Raw genomic sequence first — 20,457 nt, 5'->3', positions numbered from 1 at the left:
AAAATAAATGCAAACAGTACTATTTCTAGTACTATTTGCATTTAATTATAATCTTCACGTTTTCTCAACTTTTTCGACTTTTTTATTCTTATCTCGTCATTTCACTTATCTGTGCAAACAAATCCAAATCTTCCTGTTTTATCTTTACATTTGTAGTTAAATTCTGTCCGTCAGGGTAAGTAATTTTAACTTCAATTATAGTGTCAGGTGTTATTCCTTTTGCATTTGCTGCATTCAAAAACGGTACTAATCTTGGGTGATTATTTGAAAACTTCTGCCAAGCTCCTTTTATTTTAAACAATGCTGCCGGATTCATATTCTACCTCCTATATAATATGTATTGCCCCCGCCTTTCGGTCGACGGCTATTCGTCGAAAACATTTATAGAAAATGAACTTCGTTCATTTTGTTTCCTATTTTTACTATTACTATTGTTCTTAATCATTATTTTAACTATTTAAATTAGTTTCATATTCTATTTTACAAAAAATTTATAAAACTATCTATGTAATAATCACATTCTTTTAATATTTCTTTTTCATCTTCTTTTGAGCGTTCCTCATATACTGCTGCTGTCTTAAAGCCGCCTTTTTTTGCTCCAAGAATTCCTGCAAGTATATCTTCATACACAACCGTATCGCATGGATTTGTGCCAAGCCTTCTGGCCGCCTCCAAATACACATCAGGATGGGATTTGCCTTTGTTCACTTCCTTTACCATTACAACTGCATCTATGAATTTATTTAAGCCTGTACGTTCTAATGTCTTTTCAAATAAAACTTTATCTGATGAAGTGGCAATGGCTATCTTTACGCCTTGATTGTGCAATTTTTCAACGTACTCATACGCTCCCTGTTTGCAAATTACATCATAAGCATATTTATCTTTTGCCATTTCAAACCATTCATTTACAATGTCGTCTATATCTTCACTTAACCCAAATCGGTCTATTGTGTATCTTGCCGTGCGATGTGCATCCATATGTGCTATTGCTTTTGTATAATCGTCAGGCACTTCAAATCCCCTTTTACCTAAGAAATCTAAATCTACCTGATTCCATACCCACATTGAGTCAAATAAAGTTCCATCCAGGTCAAATATAGCGCCCTGCATGTCTAATCTGAATTTTTCTTTGTTCATAAATCTCCTAATTTGTTATTTTCTGAAGTTCCTCTAATAAATTTCCAAATAATTCAAGTGCTGTCTCTATCGGTTCTGAGCTTGTCATGTCAACGCCCGCTATCTTTAACAACTCAATCGGATCCTGTGAACTTCCGCCTGTAAGGAATTTCATGTAATCCTCAACTGCCGGCTTTCCTTCCTCTAATATACGCTTTGATAACGCAATTGCTGCTGATAACCCTGTCGCATACTGATATACATAAAATGGATTGTAAAAATGTGGAATCCTTGCCCATTCAAGTTCAATTTCCTTATCTATTACAATGTCATCTCCAAAATATTCTTTATTAAGATTGTAATATATTCCACAAAGTCTGTCTGCTGTTACACCCTCACCATTTTGTACCATGCTATGGGCAATTTTTTCAAATTCAGCAAACATTGTCTGTCTATATAATGTTCCCTTAAACTGTTCAAGAAAATGATTTATCAAATAAGTTTTTTCTTCTTCATCTTCAGTAATTTTAAGCAAATGCTGTATAAGAAGCGATTCGTTACATGTTGATGCAACTTCTGCCACGAAAATCTTATATCCGGCATTTACATACGGCTGATTTGCGTCTGAATAATAAGAATGTATAGCATGTCCCATTTCATGTGCCAAAGTAAATACATGATCTAATGTTCCATGATAATTCATAAGAACATATGGATGTGTTCCGTAAGCGCCCCATGAATAAGCTCCACTTCTTTTGCCTTCATTTTCATACACGTCAATCCATCTGTTGTCAAATCCTTCTTCTAATACTTTAATATATTCTTCTCCCATAGGAGCTAAGCCTTCTAACACGATATCCTTTGCTGCCTCAAATGAATATTTTGTATCCGGTGCCTTAGCAATCGGAGTATACAAATCATACATATGAAGTTCTGAAACATCCAAAATCTTTTTTCTAAGAGATACATACTTATGCATCTTATCCATATTTTTGTGAACTGTTTCTATTAAATTATCATACACACTTTCAGGAATATTGCTTCCATACAGATACATTTCTCTTGCTGATGAAAAGTTTCTAACCTGTGCATAAAAATTTGCCTGATCCAAATTTGCTGCAAATGTAGCAGCTAATGTATTTCTCATCTTACCATAAGTTTCATATACACCTTCAAATGCTGCTTTTCTCACTTCCCTGTCCACACTTTCCAACAATGGCACAAAATTTCCGTGGGTAATTTCTATCTCTTCCCCTTCCCCCGTTGTAATTGAAGGGAATTTAATATCAGCTCCGTTGTACATTGAAAAAATATTTTCCGCTGCATTTGCCATCTGTCTGCTTTTTGCAAGGATTGTCTCTGTCTTTTTATCAAGAGTATGATTTTTACCTCTTAAAATTTCACTAATGTATCTCTTATAAGTTTCAAGTTCAGGATTTTCATTAAAAAATACATTTATTTTTTCTGTTGTTATTTCTAATATTTCAGGTTCAGCAAATGCACTTGCGCCACTCATCTCCACCATTAATTTCTGTGCTCTGGCAGCAAATTCCTGATACATGCTGTTTGCCATATCCTGATGATATCTCATATTTGCATAAACATATAAACGCTCCATTAGCAAATTTGTTTCATCATTGAATTTAAGATATTCAAGAAGACTGTCTGCACTTTCTCCTAGTGTGCCTTCAAAATCTTCATACTGAAAAATCATTCTCTGGAGTCTTCCAAATTCCTCCTCCCAGAAATCATCACTTTCAAACATATCTTCAAGACACCATGTATCTTCTACTTTTTGCTCTATTCTCTTCATATTCTGTTCCTCCTAAAATATTTATTGCCTCTTCTTTAAGTCGGCAGCTAATCATCAGAAACCTTTATAAAAATAAACTTTGTTCATTGTGTTTTCTTCTACAAATATCCTAATGTACGCAATACAAAAACAATTAATGTTATTGTAAATGCTGACATCATAGTAGTTATTACTACCATACTGCTTGTAAGAGTTCCATCACACTTCATATTTTTTGCCATTATGTAACAACTTGGCGTTGTTGGTGAACCTAACATTATTACTAATGCCATTAACTTAGCATCTCTGTAACCAAGCCACACTGCAACAGGTAAAAATACAGCAGCCATAATTACAAGTTTTATGGCTGAACCTGTAACTGCCGGTCCCATTTTCTTTAATGCATTTGAAAATTCAAATGAGCCGCCAATCGCAAGCAAAGCTAAAGGTGTTGCCATTTTTGCTATATTCCCAATAGTATTATCTATCATAAGTGGGAAATCTACTCTGAAAATTGAAAGCAGCAATCCTACTACAATACCTATAATAATTGGATTTGTAGCAATACCTTTTATTGTATTTTTGACAGGTGAGCCTTCAATTTCTTCTCTTCTTGGGCTTTCTATTGTAAGCACTATTACAGAATATATGTTATAAAGAGGAACTGCCCCAATAATCATAAGCGGAACCATTCCTGTGTCACCATACATATTTAATACAAATGCCGTTCCAAGCACTGCCGCACTTCCCCTAAATGAACCCTGCACGAATTCCGGAACAAGACTTTTATCTTTTAGGAATGCTTTTGCAAGCGCCCATGTTGCGAAAAAACATAGTGATGTCACTATCATGCAATACAAAATATATTTGCCATCAAATTCCTGTCTAAAATCTGTATTCATTAAATCCTGTATCAAAAGGCATGGCAATGTAACTTTAAAGTTTATTTTATTTGCGACCTTTATAAATTCAGGTGTTATCCAGCCAATTTTTTTCAAAACATATCCTACTACAATTACCAAAAATACAGGAACTGTAGCGTTGAGGCTGTATATCAAATTACTCATTATTTTGTCTCCTTAGTAATCATTTAAGCATTTATGATGAATGGCTGTTATCGTAAGATGTATAGTTGCCTTTGATTTACCTATCATCATATTATCAATCTTATTTATGATAAAAATATGAAATCACTTGCGAAGCATCGCTATTTCTTCCTTGTATGGAGGATATGAGTTCTTACTGTCATTTTCATCTTTAATATATGGAGTTTCCAAAATTTTAGGAACACTCTCAAATTCAGGCAAATGAACTATTTTGTGCAATGTTTCAAAGCCAATACAACCTTTGCCGATATTTTCATGTCTGTCTTTACCTGCTCCAAGTTCATTTTTGCTGTCATTTATATGAAATACCGCAATCTGGTCTGTTCCGATTATCTTGTCAAATTTTTCTAAAGTCGCACTTAAATCATTTACCAAATCATATCCACTGTCATTTACATGGCATGTATCAAAGCACACTCTTAATTTATCATTGTATTTTACGCCATCATAAATTCTTGCAAGTTCTTCAAAATTTCTTCCGATTTCACTGCCCTTTCCTGCCATTGTTTCAAGTGCAATATTTATCTTAGTATCACTCGTAAGTACTTCATTTAAACCTTCGATAATTTTGTTAATTCCTGCGTCTACTCCTGCTCCAACGTGAGAACCCGGATGAAGCACCATGCTTTTTGCCCTCATCGCCTGTGCTCTTTCAATCTCTTTTGCGAGAAACTCTACAGCTAATTCATAAGTTTCAGGTTTAACTGTATTTGCCAGATTAATAATATACGGTGCGTGAATTACCACTTCATCTATTCCATGTTCATCCATATATTCCCAGGCTTTATCAATATTTAATTCACTTATTTCTTTTCTTCTTGTATTTTGCGGAGCACCTGTGTAAGCCATAAACACATTTGCACCATATGAAGCTGCTTCCTTTGCAGAACCAAGCATCATTTCTTTACCATTCATTCCAACATGGGATCCAATACGTATCATTTTACTTTCCTCTCATTTTTAATCAGTCCATTTGATATTTTACTACAAACATTCATACTTGACCACATCTGTAATATATTTAATCTCCATTACTTCCAATATTTTATCTCTAAAATTCTCCAAAATGTGATACAATAGTTTTATTGGAAACAGTTGTTGGGAGGATTTTTATGGGTTTAACAATTGAAAAAACTGTCCGTTCTGACCATATGGATGTACTAAAAAATATTGTATCCATTTGTTGTCAGAATGATTCGAAAAAATATTCCTTTTTTTACGAGGAGGATGACTCTTATTTATTTGGTCACCCGGGATTTTTTTATTTTAGTGATGACAGCAATAATATATTAGGATTTATTTGTCTTTCCGGAATCGACAGGCAAAACTTTGATGTATGTGGTTTTGTTCTGCCTGCCTATCGTAACAACGGAATTTTTTCTCAATTATTAACTGCTGTTAAAGAAGAATATAAAAATATCAATCTTTCATTTCCGCTTCCTGCTCATTGCAAAAATGCAGCTGAAGTTTTGAGAAAAAATAATTTCAGATACTCAGATACAGAATGTAAAATGTCTTTAAATTTGAAAAATTTAATCATTTATCCTTCTGAATTTGACATAGATATAACAGAATCAGGTAAAGGTGCGCAACAATGTGCATTTTTTAAAGACGACTTTTTTGTCGGTTCATGCTCAATAACTTTAATAAATGATTCCTATTGTATTTTAAGTGAAGTTGAAATTATAAAAAAATATCGTGGACTTGGACTTGGTGCACACTTAATTAACTGTCTGTTAGGTTATTTAGACGAAATAAATATTGACAAAATAATTCTTCACGTTACTAAAAGTAATATACCTGCATTCCGCCTTTATCAGTCGATGGGATTTGTTGTCGATTCAAGTCTTGATTACTATTGTCTTAATTTATAATAAAATAAGAAAGCAAGCTTAGTTTTCCCCATTTTTTGAGGAATAAAAAGAGCTTCGTATTTGTATCACTTTCAATTTTCAGATTTTACATCTGTTTTAAACTGATACATACGAAACTCTTTTTATTATTTTTCTGTATTTTTCTAATTATATTCCGCTGATTCTAAAGCATGCATATGATTAAATGGGAAATAAACGCACATTGCTTTTGCAATTATTTTCTCTTTCTTTACATAAGTGTTATTCCAGTATCTTGCATCATTTGAAATATTTCTATTATCCCCCATTAAGAAATAACTTCCCTCCGGCACATTGTATTCGTTCTTTCCATCAGGAAGATTACTTGCATCATTTCCTACTGTCCATTCCTCAGGCAAATAATCTTCTTCTAATGGTTCTTCTGAATCATTTATGTAAATTTTTCCTTCTTTAATTACAACCTTATCACCAGGCAAACCGATTACTCTCTTTACAAATAACTGACTTTCATCATCCGGGAATTTAAAAATTACAATATCTCCACGCTTTATGTCGCCTGTTTTATATGCCAGTCTGTTACCAAGCATTCTATCTTTAGTCATAATTGTTGTTTCCATTGAACCACTTGGTACATTTGCATTAATTATTACAAAATTATTTACTAAAAATGCAATTACAACTGCCGCAATAAATATTCTAATCCAACTGAAAACTTCTTTCTTCAAGTCAAATGGTTCTAATTCTTCTAGTTTTCTTTTTATCTTTTTCTTTTCTTTCTTAGTCAAATTCGGGTCATTTAACTGTTCCTGATACTTTGCCCTCTCCAATTCTTTTTTCTTCAGTTCTTCTGCCTTCTTAGCCTCTTTCTCAGTCATATTTTCATTTATATTTTCACTCATGTCATTTCCTTTCCGAAGAAAAAAGTTATTTTCTCTTCCCCTAAATTCTTATTCATTATATCCACAAAAACAATGATGTGCAAGACTTCCTCCTTTAACTCTTTGTAAACTTGCATTAAGTTTTTGTGAACTTGAATATTTCTTATTAACATTTGTGAAAAATTTACATAAAAATAGGGCTGCTTTTTGCAACCCTATTTTTTATAAATTCGTATATCCCATAAGACTTTTATCAACAGCCTTTGCTGCTTCACGGCCTTCATGAATTGCCCATACAACTAATGACTGGCCTCTATGCATATCTCCTGCAGTAAATACTTTTTCAACATTTGTCTGATAACTTTCAGGTGCTGTCTTAACATTTGTTCTTTCATTTACAGCAACACCAAATGCCTTTGTTACGTAATCCTGACTACCGAGAAATCCTGCTGCTATTAATACGAGCTGAGCCTTTACTTCGTACTCACTTCCCGGTATCTCCACCATGTTAAATCTTCCCGTCTTTTCATCTTTCTTTGACTCTAATTTAACTAAAATAACTTTTTCAAGATTTCCATTTTTGTCTTTCTTAAATTCTTTGACTGTTGTCTGGTAAACTCTTGGGTCATGTCCAAATACAGCAATTGCTTCTTCCTGACCATAATCTGTCTTGCAGACTTTTGGCCATTCAGGCCATGGGTTATTTGCTGCTCTTTCATCCGGTGCTTTTGGCATCATTTCTAACTGTAATACACTTTTTGCTCCGTGACGGATACATGTACCTACGCAGTCATTTCCTGTATCACCACCACCGATGACAATTACATCTTTACCTTTTGCAGAAATAAAGGTTCCTTCTTTAAGTCCGTTATCAAGCAAACTCTTTGTTGTTGATTTTAAGAAATCTACTGCAAAATAAATTCCATTTGCATCTCTTCCTGTAGCCTTAATATCTCTTGGATTTGTAGCTCCGCACGCAAGAATTACCCTGTCATATTCTTTTAATATCATATCTGCCTTTATATCTTTTCCAATATCTTTACCTGTTACAAATTCAACGCCTTCTTCTTTCATAATATTGATTTTTCTATCAATAATATGCTTTTCAAGTTTCATATTTGGAATTCCATACATAAGTAATCCACCAACTCTGTCTGCACGTTCAAATACTGTAACATTATGTCCACGTTTATTAAGCTGGTCGGCTGCTGCAAGTCCCGAAGGGCCTGAACCGATAACCGCAACCTTTTTTCCTGTTCTCATTGATGGAGCTTTTGCTGCCGCAAAGCCCTTAGCATATGCATTTTCAATAATTGTATTTTCATTTGCTCTACATGAAACCGGATTTCCATTCAATCCACAGGTACATGCCTTTTCACATAAAGCAGGACATACTCTTGATGTAAATTCAGGAAAATTGTTTGTTTTGTGCAAACGATTATAAGCCTGTTCCATATTTCCATGATATAAAAGGTCATTCCATTCAGGTATAAGGTTATTTAGGGGACAACCTGATGCCATGCCTGCTAACATCTTACCTGACTGACAAAACGGAACTCCGCAATCCATACATCTGGCAGCCTGGCATCTTTGTTTTTCAAATGATAATGGTTCATGAAATTCATTAAAGTTTTTTATTCTTTCTTTTGGTGAATAAGCCGGTGCATCTTCACGTTCATATTCTAAAAATCCTGTTGGTTTTCCCATTTTTCTTTCTCCTCTTCATTTAAATTTCTTCCATACATGCAGTTCGATTCCGCAGCCTTCGCTGCTTCATCTCACTCGCTTTGCTTTCCTACCTCTAACCGATAGGACATGCAGTTCGATTCCGCAGCCTTCGCTGCTTCATCTCACTCGCTTTGCTACGCAAATAATAAATAATTACTTCCTTCGGCAGTACGTAAACGTCCTGCCGGCGTAGTAATTATTTATTGCTTGTCCTATCTTGTTGCCGCATAAAATGCTTCGATTTGTGCCTGTTCCGGATTTAATCCTTTTTCTTCCATTTTTGCAATGGCATTTAATATCTTCTTATAATCGTAAGGAATGATTTTCTTGAATTTTGGAAGATATTCTTCAAAGTTTTCAAGTATTTCTTTTCCTCGTACTGAGTTTGTATATTTAACATGTTCTTCAAGCGTTTTCTTTAATTCCTGAACATCATATTTATTTGACAACTCTTCTGTAGATACTAACTCTTTATTTGTTTTCATATATAAATCGTTGTTTTCATCAAGTACATAAGCAACACCGCCGCTCATACCTGCTGCGAAGTTCTTACCTACTTTACCGATAATTACTACACGTCCGCCTGTCATGTATTCACATCCGTGTTCTCCAACACCTTCTACAACTGCTGTAGCACCTGAATTTCTTACACAGAAACGTTCTCCTGCTACACCGTTTATATATGCACTTCCACTTGTAGCACCATATAAAGCAACATTACCGATAATGATATTTTCATCCTGTTTAAACTTAGATTCCTTAGGTGGTTTAACAACAATCTTTCCACCTGATAACCCTTTACCAAGATAATCATTGCTATCACCTGTAAGTTCTATGGTTAATCCTTTAGGAATAAATGCACCAAAGCTCTGTCCACCGGCACCGTTACATTTTACAACGTACATATCGTCATCTAATGTATCGTTATATTTCTTTGTAATTTCTGAACCGAATATTGTACCAAATGATCTGTCTAAGTTATTTACATCAACTTCAACACTTGCTGCCTTTTTAGCATCTAAAGCCTTGCCTAATTTTTTCAATAATACAGTTACGTCTTTTGTCTGGTCTAACTTAAAGTCATATACATTTTTCTTGTTGTACTGAACTCTTTCATTTGCAAAATCAGCATTGATTATCTTATCAAGATTTACTTCAGGTGCATGACCTGCTGTAACATTTTCTTTTACCTTTAATAAATCAGCTCTACCAACTAATTCATCTACTGTTCTAACGCCAAGTTTTGCCATGTATTCTCTTAATTCCTGAGCTATAAACTTCATAAAGTTTACCACATATTCAGGTTTTCCTTTGAATCTCTTTCTAAGTTCAGGATTCTGTGTTGCCACACCAACAGGACATGTATCAAGGTTGCATACCCTCATCATTACGCATCCCATTGTTACTAATGGGGCTGTCGCAAATCCGTATTCTTCTGCACCAAGCATTGCAGCAATTGCTACATCACGTCCACTCATTAACTTACCATCTGTTTCAACAATAACTTTATTTCTTAGACCATTTGCAATCAATGTCTGATGTGCTTCTGCTAATCCAAGTTCCCAAGGAAGACCTGCATTGTAAATTGAATTTCCCGGAGCTGCACCTGTACCACCATCAAATCCTGAAATAAGAATTACCTGCGCTCCTGCTTTTGCAACACCTGCTGCTACAGTACCAACACCTGCTTCTGAAACTAATTTAACTGAAATTCTTGAATCTCTGTTTGCATTTTTCAAATCATAAATCAACTGTGCCAAATCCTCAATTGAATAAATATCATGATGAGGTGGTGGTGAAATTAAGCTTACACCCGGTGTTGAATATCTTGTTTTTGCAATCCAAGGATAAACTTTCTTTCCAGGCAAGTGTCCACCTTCACCAGGTTTAGCACCCTGTGCCATTTTAATCTGAATTTCTTCTGCACTTACAAGATATCTTGATGTAACACCAAAACGTCCTGAAGCAACCTGCTTAATCTTTGAACATTTGTTAAGTCCGTCTTTTCCAACAACTAAACGTTCAGGAGCTTCTCCACCTTCACCTGAATTTGATTTTCCGCCAATCATATTCATTGCAATTGCCATTGTTTCATGTGCTTCCTGAGAAATTGAACCATATGACATTGCTCCTGTCTTAAATCTCTTTACAATTGAATCAACACTTTCTACTTCATCAATTGGGATTCCACCATTTTCAGGATATTTAAAGTCAATTAATCCTCTTAAATGTACCGGACTCATTTCCTCGTCAATCATATGCGTATACTGTTTAAATAAATCATAGTTTCCTGTCCATGTTGCCATTTGAAGAGTATGAATTGTCTGTGGATTATATTTATGCTCTTCTTTTCCACTTCTTAATTTATGAGAGCCTGAACTTTCAAGAGTAAGGTCGACATCAAGTCCTAATGGATCAAATGCTTTTGAATGAAGTTCTTCAACATTTTCTTCAATATCACGCATTGTGATACCCTCTACTCTGCTTACAGTTCCTGTAAAATATTTATCAATTACTTCACTACTAATTCCGATTGCTTCAAAAATCTGTGATCCCTGATATGACTGAATTGTTGAAATACCCATCTTAGATGCTATCTTAACTATTCCATGAAGTATCGCATCGTTATAATCATCAATTGCTGCGTATGGGTCTTTATCAATCATATTTTCATCAACCATCTGTTTGATTGTATCATGTGCCAAATAAGGATTGATTGCACTTGCACCATAACCAAGTAATGTTGCAAAATGATGTACGTCTCTTGGTTCACCACTTTCAAGAATAAGTGAAAGTGTTGTTCTTTTCTTTGTTTTTACAAGATGCTGATGTACTGCTGATACAGCTAAAAGTGCCGGTATCTGTACATGATATTCATCTACACCTCTGTCTGAAAGTATTATGATATTTGCTCCATCCTTATGCGCTTTATCTACATCTACGAATACCTGTTCAATAGCTTTCTCTAATGCAATTCCTTTGTAATATACGATTGGAACCTTTGCAGCCTTAAATCCATCTACATTCATATTTTCAATCTTAAGTAAATCTGTACTTGTAAGAATTGGATTATGAATTTTTAATACCTTACAGTTTTCAGGTTTTTCTTCTAAGATATTTCCGTCTTTACCTATATAAACAGAAGTTGATGTAACTATTTCTTCTCTGATTGCATCAATAGGTGGATTTGTTACCTGAGCAAATAACTGCTTAAAGTAATTGTATAATGGATTCTTTGCTTCACTAAGTACTGCTATTGGTGTATCTTTACCCATTGCACTAATTCCTTCTGCTCCGTTATTTGCCATTGGAATTATCTTCTTTAAGTCTTCATAAGTGTATCCAAAGTTTTTCTGTAATCTCTGTCTTTCTTCCTTTGTATATGATTCAACTTTTTTATTTGGAATCTTTATATCTTTCAAATATACAAGATTGTTATTTAACCATTCACCATATGGTTTTCTTGTTGCATATTCTTCTTTTAATTCATCATCATCAATTAATTTTCCATTTACAGTATCTACAAGAAGCATACGTCCCGGACGAAGTCTATCTTTTACTACTATTTTTGCAGGGTCAATTTCAAGAACACCTACTTCTGATGAAAGAATCAACTGGTCATCATCTGTAATATAATATCTTGATGGTCTTAGTCCGTTTCTATCAAGGATTGCTCCCATGTAATCTCCATCTGAGAAAAGGATAGATGCCGGTCCATCCCATGGTTCCATCATTGTTGCATAATACTGATAGAAGTCTTTTTTGCTCTGTGAAATTGTGTTGTTATTTTCCCATGGTTCAGGAATACACATCATTACTGCAAGAGGCAAATCTACTCCATTCATTACTAAGAATTCTAATGTATTATCAAGCATTGCTGAGTCAGAACCATTTGTATCTACTACAGGCATAACTTTCTGAATAGAATTTTTCATATATTCACTATCCATTGATTCTTCTCTTGCAAGCATGTTATCTGCATTTCCACGAATTGTATTTATTTCTCCATTATGAACAATAAATCTATTTGGATGAGCTCTCTTCCAACTTGGATTTGTGTTAGTTGAGAATCTTGAATGAACCATTGCTATAGCTGATTCAAAATCTTTACTCTGTAAATCATCAAAAAACATTCTAAGTTCTCCAACTAAGAACATACCTTTGTATACTATTGTTCTACTTGACATTGAAACTGTATATGTTCCAACACTGCTGTGTGAAAATACTCTTCTTACAATGTATAATTTTCTATCAAAAGGTAATCCTTTTTCTACATCTTCAGGTTTCTTTATGAAGCACTGCATAATGTATGGCATGCATTCAACTGCCTTAGTTCCTAAAATTTCAGGATGTGTTGGTACTTCTCTCCATCCTAAGAATTCAAGTCCTTCTTTCTCAACTATTATTTCAAGCATTTTCATTTCACGCTTACGGACAAGTTCGTCCTGAGACATAAAGAACATTCCAACTCCGTATTCTCTTTCATTTCCAATGTCAAATCCTAAATTTTTTGTAGCTTTCTTAAAGAACTTATGTGAAATCTGTAACAAAATACCAACTCCGTCACCAGTCTTTCCTTCTGCGTCCTTACCTGCTCTATGCTCAAGATTTTCTACTATCTTTAAAGCATTTTCTACTGTTTCATGAGATTTGATACCTTTAATGTTTACAACTGCACCAATACCACAGTTATCATGTTCAAATCTTTCATCGTATAAGCCATCTTTTTTTGCTTTCTCAAATAATTCGTTTTGATTCATCGTATCCCTCCTGATAGTTAGAATATAAAAAAGGTACAAAGGACTGCCTCAGTTGCATAGCAACACTGAAGTACGCCTTTGTACCTTTATGCTTACTTTTTTATTTACTTAATTTTATAAACTATTTTTATGACAAAATCAAGTAAAATTAAGTAAAAAATACATATTTTTTTATTTTTTTTACTTTCTCTATTTTAAGTATGTGCCTTAACTTAGTTTGTCTTAACTAATTTAACCATTTGGTTTACTTTAGAAAGCCTTTTATAAAAAAATTCTTCCATGCAAAAATGCTTTTCTTTATGCACGGAAGAATTTTTATTTATTAACTATTAAGGAAATCCTTAATCTTCTTACTTCTAACAGGATTTCTTAACTTTCTTAATGCCTTAGCTTCAATCTGTCTGATACGCTCTCTTGTAACATTGAATTCCTTTCCAACTTCTTCAAGAGTTCTTGGATGTCCGTCTCTTAAGCCAAATCTTAAGATAATAACTTCCTTTTCACGTTCTTTCAAATCTTCAAGTAATACATCAATGTGTTCTCTAAGCATAACTGATTCAATGTTAGCTTCCGGAGTAACTGTATTGTTGTCTGCAACAAAATCTCCTAAGTTAGAATCATCTTCTTCACCGATAGGTGTTTCTAATGATGCAGGCTCTCTTGCTATCTGCATTATCTCTAAAACTTTTTCTTCTGTTATATCTAATGCATTGGCTAATTCCTGAGTTGATGGCTCGTAACCTAACTCTAAAGTTAATTTACGCTGCATCTTTGACATTCTGTTAATTGTCTCAACCATATGAACAGGTACACGGATTGTTCTTGCGTGGTCTGCAAGTGCTCTTGTTACAGACTGTCTAATCCACCATGTAGCATATGTACTCAGCTTATATCCTTTTTCGTAATCAAATTTTTCAACACCTTTTATGAGTCCTAAATTGCCCTCCTGTACTAAATCAAGGAAACTCATACCTCTTCCTGTGTATCTCTTAGCAATACTAACAACAAGACGTAAATTAGCTTCTATTAATTTGTCTTTAGCAACAGGATCGCCTTCTGATTTACGTTTGGCAAGTTCAAGTTCTTCTTCTGCAGTTAACAATGGAACTGTACCTATTTCTTTTAAGTACATTCTAACAGGGTCTTCTGTTCCGACACCTTCAAGTAAACCAACATTATCTAATTCAACAATTTCTTCTTCATCTTCAAAATCGTCATCTGTAGGTTCTAAATCAATAGGGCCTTCTGCTGCAAGTGTCAAATCTGCTTCTGTTGGTTCTGCATCAGATGCAGTTTCTTCTGCATTATCCACCTCTTCATTATCAGTATCATCTACCGCTTCCACATCAGTTTTCACACTTGTCTTCTTTGTTAATTTCTTTGTTTCTGACTTTCCGTCTGAATCACCTGTTTTAATTGTCAATCCATTTTCAATTATATACTCGGCAATAGCATCTTTACGTTCGCCTGTAAGTGGCATCCCCTGAAACATGTTATCAACATCAGCAGTTGTAACCACTCCACCATTCTTCTTGCCAAGTTCTACTAATTCTGTCAGTTTTTCTGTAAAGTCTTTCTTCTTCACTACAGCAATCCCTTTCTTTGAATTTGAATAACTCCGACTAATCATGAACTCATAAATATATAAAAACTCTCTTCGTCGAGATAGACCTATCCACATTAAGTGTTGGTTATTCAACTTACAATTATACGCATATGTTTAAAATCCGTCAACATTATTTTTAAATATTTTGTAAAAAAATACGCAAATTTGTATCAATGAGTAGATATTGCATAATTACTGTCTACTTATTATGAATATTTGGTAGGATTATTGGAATGCGTAGCACGGAACAATCCGTAAACATCAAAGTTGGTGCTTTTGATTCCAACATATTTTATTCTGAAATAATTTCTCCTCCGCAAAGTACATATCCATCCTGATACACAACTAAAGATTGTCCCGGGGTCACTGCTCTTTGAGGTTTGTCAAATTCACAATACAATTTTTCATCTTCCATCCACACAGTACAGTCTGCCCCTTCATGGTTATATCTTATTTTCGCAAATGCTCTTTGTTTTCCACTAATACTTTCCTTTGCCATCATATTAACATTGTGCGCAACTACTATCTTTTTAAACAGGGATTCATTGTCGCATACCACAATCTGATTCTTATTGGCATTGATTTCACAAACATACATATTTTTATTTTGCAATTTCAAACCTTTTCGCTGTCCGACTGTATAAAAAATAATTCCTTTATGTTTTCCAACAACTTCTCCATCCATTGTCACAATATCTCCCGGTATTGCCCTTTTTCCTGTTTCTTTGTATATAAAATTTGCATATTTTCCATCGGGAATAAAGCACATATCCTGACTGTCTTTTTTATGTGCAACAGGAATTCCTACTCTTTCAGCAATCTTTCGCACTTCATCTTTTTCATAGATGCCAAGAGGCATAATTGTATGTTCTAACTGTTCCTGAGTCAGTAAATGTAATGCATATGTCTGGTCTTTTTTTGCCGTTTTTGAATTTTTAATTGCATACCTTCCATTTTCTAATTTTTCTATCTTTGCATAATGACCTGTTGCAATATAATCCGCTCCTAAATTTCCTGCCTTTTCCCTTAAAGCCTGCCATTTTACATATCTGTTGCATACCACACAAGGATTAGGTGTCTTTCCGTCATTATAAGTTTTAACAAAATATTCTATAACATTTTTATGAAATTCTTCATTAAAATTAAGCACATAATGAGGAATACCCAAATACGCCGCCACTTTCCTTGCGTCTTCCACTTCTGCTATTCCTGTTTCTCCACTTTCAGGAATATCTTTCTGCCACACCTGCATTGTAACGCCAATTACATTGTAACCCTGTTTCTTTAATAAATATGCCGTAACCGATGAGTCAACTCCCCCTGATAACCCTACTACAACTGTTTTATTTTTCATTTTTGACCTCTTAAATATTTCTTATTTTTATAGACATCATGTTGTCTTTTTTCTTATCCTCTATTATAATATTTTTGTAAATAACTTCAAGTAAAGGAAAGGCCATTATACCATATGTAATGACTAATATTATGCATGAATATTAAAATAGATAAACGTAGTCAGCGCACAAGGGAAGCTTTGAAGAAAACGCTTGCGCAAATGATGATAAAACAGAATATTAATGATATTACAATTAAAAATCTTGTTGTTCTTGCAAATATAAACCGTTCAACTTTTTATCTGCATTATACGGATATATTTGACCTATTACAAGAAATGGAAAACGACATTATTTCCCAGATTCAGAAGGTACTTGATTCCTATCCTTCATTATCGAGAGCTCAAAGTTACAGTTTTGTAACTGACCTGATTTCTGTTTTTGAAGCAAACAGAGATTCATTAAAAGCTTTAATGGGATATCACGGCGATGCATTTTTTATACAACGTATGGAAGACGTAATCGAAAGTAAGGTAAGAAAACAGATTAATCTTATATATTGTTTTAACAAATCAATCGCCCCTGAATATGTTTATTCGTTTTTAAGAAGCGGTTGTATTGGAATGCTTAAAACATGGATTTTTTCTGATTGCATTACACCACCTGAAGAAATGGCTGTATTTGTATACAACACAGTCCATGATATTATCACAAGACTCATAGAAGATTCTTCTAAGTAATATATGAAAAATTTTTGATAAACATAAAAAATGAACACAAATTCGTTATCACTAAACGTAACTTATTTGTGTTCATCTTTTTTATCTTTTTATCGCAATCAGTTCTTCATCATCTTCTCTGTTGGTATCAGAAAATTCACTTATAAAACCATAAATATAATTTTCTTAAATACACTGAGGCCTAATTAATTTTTCCTTCAAATCATAATTTATTTTTCACCCCGTATATCCCCACAATTAACTAAAATAATTTAATTTACATCATCAGCCGGTACAATTGGTGACCATCCATCATCCTGTCCCGGATATTCTTCTGAGTCGCCACTTACCTGTTCATCTGCTGTATTTTCGTTATTACCTTCGTTATCAGCTGCATTGCCATCTTCTATCATGTCTACTGAATCCCAATAATTCGTTTCGCCTTCAGCTGATTCGTTATCCATTGAATTGTTGTCATCTGCCTCATCTGTCTGATAATTAGTTGTTGTCACTTCCATCTTATTCTCAGCATCTTTTCCGGTGCCTGAAGGATGTAACACAACAATCAAAACTACTGCTAAAATAACTGCCACAATTCCTACTATAATTATACTTTTTTTCTTTGACATAAATACCACCCCTTAGTACAGATAGTTTAATTTAAACATCATCCATACCATATGTCAATATTATTATTCATTTTCAATTTTATCTACATACTGAGACTTGTAATATAAGTAAAGTCCCTTATATTCCTCACTATGTTTGTCCATCATATGTCCATGCATATCATCTAAATGCAATTCTTTATTTACCCTCTTAGTAATATGCAAAGCTATATTTTCACAGTGGCTGGCAATTCTCTCAAAATTAGTAAGTAAATCTAATAAAGTAATACCTGCTTCTATGCTACATTGTCCGTTTTCCAATCTTGAAATATGATTGTCTTTTATCATATTTTTTAATCTTGAAATTATCTTAACCATTGGCTCTACTCTGATAACTGATATTTCATCATCTTCTTTAAATGCCTGGAATGTTGTATTAATAATAGATTCTATTGCATCTACTAAGACCTCAACTTCTTTTAACCCCTTATCAGAAAAATGAGCTTTTCTTTCATTCATTTCTTCCATAAGGAATGAAATATTTATACAGTGATCACCTATTCTTTCCAAATCTCCAACTGAATTTAATAATTCAGATACGACTCTTTTTCCATCTCCATGAAGCTGTTTTGCATCTATCTTTAAAATGTATGAACTTAAAACGCTTTCACATTTATCAATAAAGTCTTCATTTTTTCTTGCTTCATCTAATAACTTAATATCAAAATGTTTAATGAGCTCGCATGCAATCTTATAGTTATTTGATATTGCATCCGTCATTGCCCACATAACTTCTTTACTCTGCTTTAAAGCTACTGTAGGTGTTTTTAATAACATTGGATCAAGTGTTCCAAGTTCTTTATCCATAAGAGACTCTTCTTCATTTCCAACAATCTTTCCTGTCAAATCACCTACTTTATCTGCAAATGGAAGTAAAACTAAACTTGTAACAAGGTTAAATCCTACATGGATAATAGCAATCTTACTTCTGTTTACAGTTTCTCCAAATATTGCTAAACCAAATGCTTCTTTACATACACAGAATATAACCATAAATGAAAATGCACCTATAATATTAAACAATAAATAGCTAAGAGAAACTCTTTTTGCTTTTTTATTTGCACCGATTCCACCTAAAATAATAGCAACACATTTACCAATGTTCTGACCGATAATAATAGGAATTGCAGTTCCATATGTTACTACTCCTGTAGCGGAAAGTGCCTGTAAAATACCTACTGAAGCAGATGAGCTCTGAATAATTGCCGTAAGTACCATACCTATTAAAAATGCAAGTAATGGATTACTTATTGTTCCAAACATATGCTCAATAGCTGCTGTAATCTGTGCATTACTGCTAAACACAGATTCCATTGTTGTCATACCTGTAAAAAGTATGCCAAGACCAACTAAAATTCCCGCTGTATCTTTTAATTTCTTTTTCTTAGAGAAAAGAATAATAAAAGCACCTACAACCAATAACACGCATGCTAAATATTTAGGCTTAACTAATTTTAAAATTAAAAGATTATCACCAACATCTCCTAAACTTAAAATAATAGCTGTCGCTGTACTACCAACATTGGCACCAAATACTACCGGAATAGCCTGTCCTAATTTCATAATTCCGGCATTTACAAATCCGATAAGCATAAGTGTAGTTGCCGCTGAGCTCTGAATAATGGCAGTTACCCCTGTTCCAAGGCCCCAACCTTTAATCTGTCCTGTTCTTTTGCTCTTTCCTGTTGTCAGCTTTTCCAAAATCTTTTCAAGACTTCCACCTGCTAACTTTTCAAGAGATGAACCCATAAGACTCATTCCATACAAAAACAGTCCTACGCCACCAAGTAACTCTAATACTAAAAGTACATAGTCCATAATTACTTTCTCCTTGCACACTATGTATTGCCCCCTCCCTTTGGTCGGTGGCTAATCGTCGGAAACACTTATATATAATGAACTTTGTCCATTTTGTTTCCTATGGAAAATAGATATTTTACTTCATTTTTTCTTATTTTTTCCTTGATTTTTACATATAATTTACATATCCATAGTCCATAATAACGAATACACATACTTTTTTCAATAAAAATTTTAATGTTATTTAAAGTTGTGAAATTATCTTTGCTATAGCATCCTCAGTGTTTGCAACTGTAATTCTGTCAGCCTTTTCTTTCAATTCTTTTACTGCATTACCTACTGCATATCCAATATCAGAACATTCAATCATATTTATATCATTTTCATTATCTCCAATTCCGATTGTAGTATGAATAGTATTTCCATTTTCTTTTCCTAAATGTTCTTTCAAATATTTTATTGCAATTCCTTTTCCACTGTCTATCGACTGCATTTCTATTCCTTCGGGCCAGCTTAAATCAAATCTGAATTTATCCCCAAATCTTATTTTTAACTGCTCCTGCAATTTTTTTGTTACATCAGCAGGTTGAATAAACAGATTTTTATATAAATAATCCGGAAGCTTTGTTATATATTCTTCCAAACTATTTTCATCATACTTATGTTCTGCCGGCTTATAACCTACACTTTCATATATGTTTCCACTTGTCCATATTTCCCATATTTGTGGCCATTCTTCATTTACATATCTTAAAACTTTAGCAAAACGCTCTTTCTCCATTTTCCATGAATTTAACATTTTCTCTGCGTTAATATCATAGAGTACCGCACCATTTAAGGATACTATTGGTGCATTAACCTTAAATTTATCTTTAAAATTATTTGCAAAATGAGGAAATCTGCCTGTAGCTAATGTAAATAATCCACCCTCTTCTTCAAAATATTTAATAGCCTCTGCATTTGCATCTGATACTTTTCCTTCATTGTCTGTCAATGTTCCATCGCAATCCGTGCAAATAAGATATCCCTTAAATTTATTCATATGTTTCTCTCCATAATTAAATTTTATTAACATTTTTGTAAGTTTTGTTTAC

General features: G+C 33.7%; 15 protein-coding genes. 2 read left to right on the top strand and 13 right to left on the bottom strand.

Going from position 1 to position 20,457, the window contains the following annotated elements:
* Positions 1-88: 88 nt before the first annotated feature.
* The 5 genes from CCC31_RS10080 to CCC31_RS10060 form a co-directional block, all read right to left on the bottom strand.
* On the bottom strand, positions 89-316 hold the full coding sequence (locus CCC31_RS10080; protein ID WP_290851324.1) for a hypothetical protein: 228 nt from the start codon (positions 314-316) through the stop codon (positions 89-91).
* A gap of 164 nt (positions 317-480) precedes the next feature.
* Complete coding sequence (locus CCC31_RS10075) at positions 481-1,140, bottom strand: HAD family phosphatase (protein ID WP_243003043.1); 660 nt, start codon at positions 1,138-1,140, stop codon at positions 481-483.
* A gap of 7 nt (positions 1,141-1,147) precedes the next feature.
* On the bottom strand, positions 1,148-2,932 hold the full coding sequence (gene pepF, locus CCC31_RS10070) for an oligoendopeptidase F (RefSeq protein WP_290851321.1): 1,785 nt from the start codon (positions 2,930-2,932) through the stop codon (positions 1,148-1,150).
* Between the two features lie 98 nt (positions 2,933-3,030).
* Complete coding sequence (locus tag CCC31_RS10065; RefSeq protein WP_290851319.1) at positions 3,031-3,978, bottom strand: AEC family transporter; 948 nt, start codon at positions 3,976-3,978, stop codon at positions 3,031-3,033.
* A 123-nt stretch (positions 3,979-4,101) separates the two neighbouring features.
* Entirely contained in the window at positions 4,102-4,959 is an 858-nt protein-coding gene (locus CCC31_RS10060; RefSeq protein WP_290851317.1) for a deoxyribonuclease IV, read from the bottom strand.
* A gap of 170 nt (positions 4,960-5,129) precedes the next feature.
* Here CCC31_RS10060 and CCC31_RS10055 point away from each other — a divergent pair, with 170 nt between their 5' ends.
* On the top strand, positions 5,130-5,891 hold the full coding sequence (locus tag CCC31_RS10055) for a GNAT family N-acetyltransferase (protein WP_022087992.1): 762 nt from the start codon (positions 5,130-5,132) through the stop codon (positions 5,889-5,891).
* Positions 5,892-6,034: 143 nt separating this feature from the next.
* On the opposite strand, the gene lepB is transcribed toward CCC31_RS10055, so the two are convergent.
* The 5 genes from lepB to mnmA form a co-directional block, all read right to left on the bottom strand.
* Positions 6,035-6,769, bottom strand: a complete 735-nt coding sequence (lepB, locus tag CCC31_RS10050) for a signal peptidase I (protein WP_290851315.1) — start codon at positions 6,767-6,769, stop codon at positions 6,035-6,037.
* A gap of 201 nt (positions 6,770-6,970) precedes the next feature.
* Positions 6,971-8,455 (bottom strand): glutamate synthase subunit beta, encoded by a 1,485-nt coding sequence (locus CCC31_RS10045; protein WP_290851313.1) that lies wholly within the window; start codon positions 8,453-8,455, stop codon positions 6,971-6,973.
* A gap of 233 nt (positions 8,456-8,688) precedes the next feature.
* The gene (gene gltB / locus CCC31_RS10040) at positions 8,689-13,236 is read right to left on the bottom strand and encodes a glutamate synthase large subunit (protein WP_290851311.1); all 4,548 of its coding nucleotides are present in this window, start codon (positions 13,234-13,236) and stop codon (positions 8,689-8,691) included.
* 322 nt (positions 13,237-13,558) lie between these two features.
* Entirely contained in the window at positions 13,559-14,821 is a 1,263-nt protein-coding gene (gene rpoD / locus CCC31_RS10035; RefSeq protein ID WP_243003041.1) for an RNA polymerase sigma factor RpoD, read from the bottom strand.
* Positions 14,822-15,134: 313 nt separating this feature from the next.
* Positions 15,135-16,196 (bottom strand): tRNA 2-thiouridine(34) synthase MnmA, encoded by a 1,062-nt coding sequence (gene mnmA / locus CCC31_RS10030; protein WP_290851308.1) that lies wholly within the window; start codon positions 16,194-16,196, stop codon positions 15,135-15,137.
* Between the two features lie 180 nt (positions 16,197-16,376).
* Here mnmA and CCC31_RS10025 point away from each other — a divergent pair, with 180 nt between their 5' ends.
* Positions 16,377-16,916, top strand: a complete 540-nt coding sequence (locus CCC31_RS10025) for a TetR-like C-terminal domain-containing protein (RefSeq protein ID WP_290851306.1) — start codon at positions 16,377-16,379, stop codon at positions 16,914-16,916.
* Between the two features lie 251 nt (positions 16,917-17,167).
* On the opposite strand, the gene CCC31_RS10020 is transcribed toward CCC31_RS10025, so the two are convergent.
* The 3 genes from CCC31_RS10020 to CCC31_RS10010 form a co-directional block, all read right to left on the bottom strand.
* Positions 17,168-17,524 carry a hypothetical protein gene (locus tag CCC31_RS10020; protein ID WP_022087984.1) on the bottom strand — a complete coding sequence of 119 codons (357 nt, stop codon included), beginning with the start codon at positions 17,522-17,524 and terminating at the stop codon, positions 17,168-17,170.
* Between the two features lie 63 nt (positions 17,525-17,587).
* On the bottom strand, positions 17,588-19,381 hold the full coding sequence (locus CCC31_RS10015) for a Na/Pi cotransporter family protein (RefSeq protein WP_022087983.1): 1,794 nt from the start codon (positions 19,379-19,381) through the stop codon (positions 17,588-17,590).
* A gap of 226 nt (positions 19,382-19,607) precedes the next feature.
* Positions 19,608-20,405, bottom strand: coding sequence for a Cof-type HAD-IIB family hydrolase (locus CCC31_RS10010; protein WP_158574493.1), 798 nt, complete (start codon positions 20,403-20,405; stop codon positions 19,608-19,610).
* Between the last annotated feature and the right edge of the window lie 52 nt (positions 20,406-20,457).

The organism is Eubacterium sp. LMAG:50, assembly GCF_008680265.1.
GTDB classification, from domain to species: Bacteria; Bacillota; Clostridia; order Lachnospirales; family Lachnospiraceae; genus Eubacterium_U; species Eubacterium_U album.
Note: the sequence above shows the minus strand (reverse complement) of the source record. Positions and strands in the feature narration are given on the sequence as shown.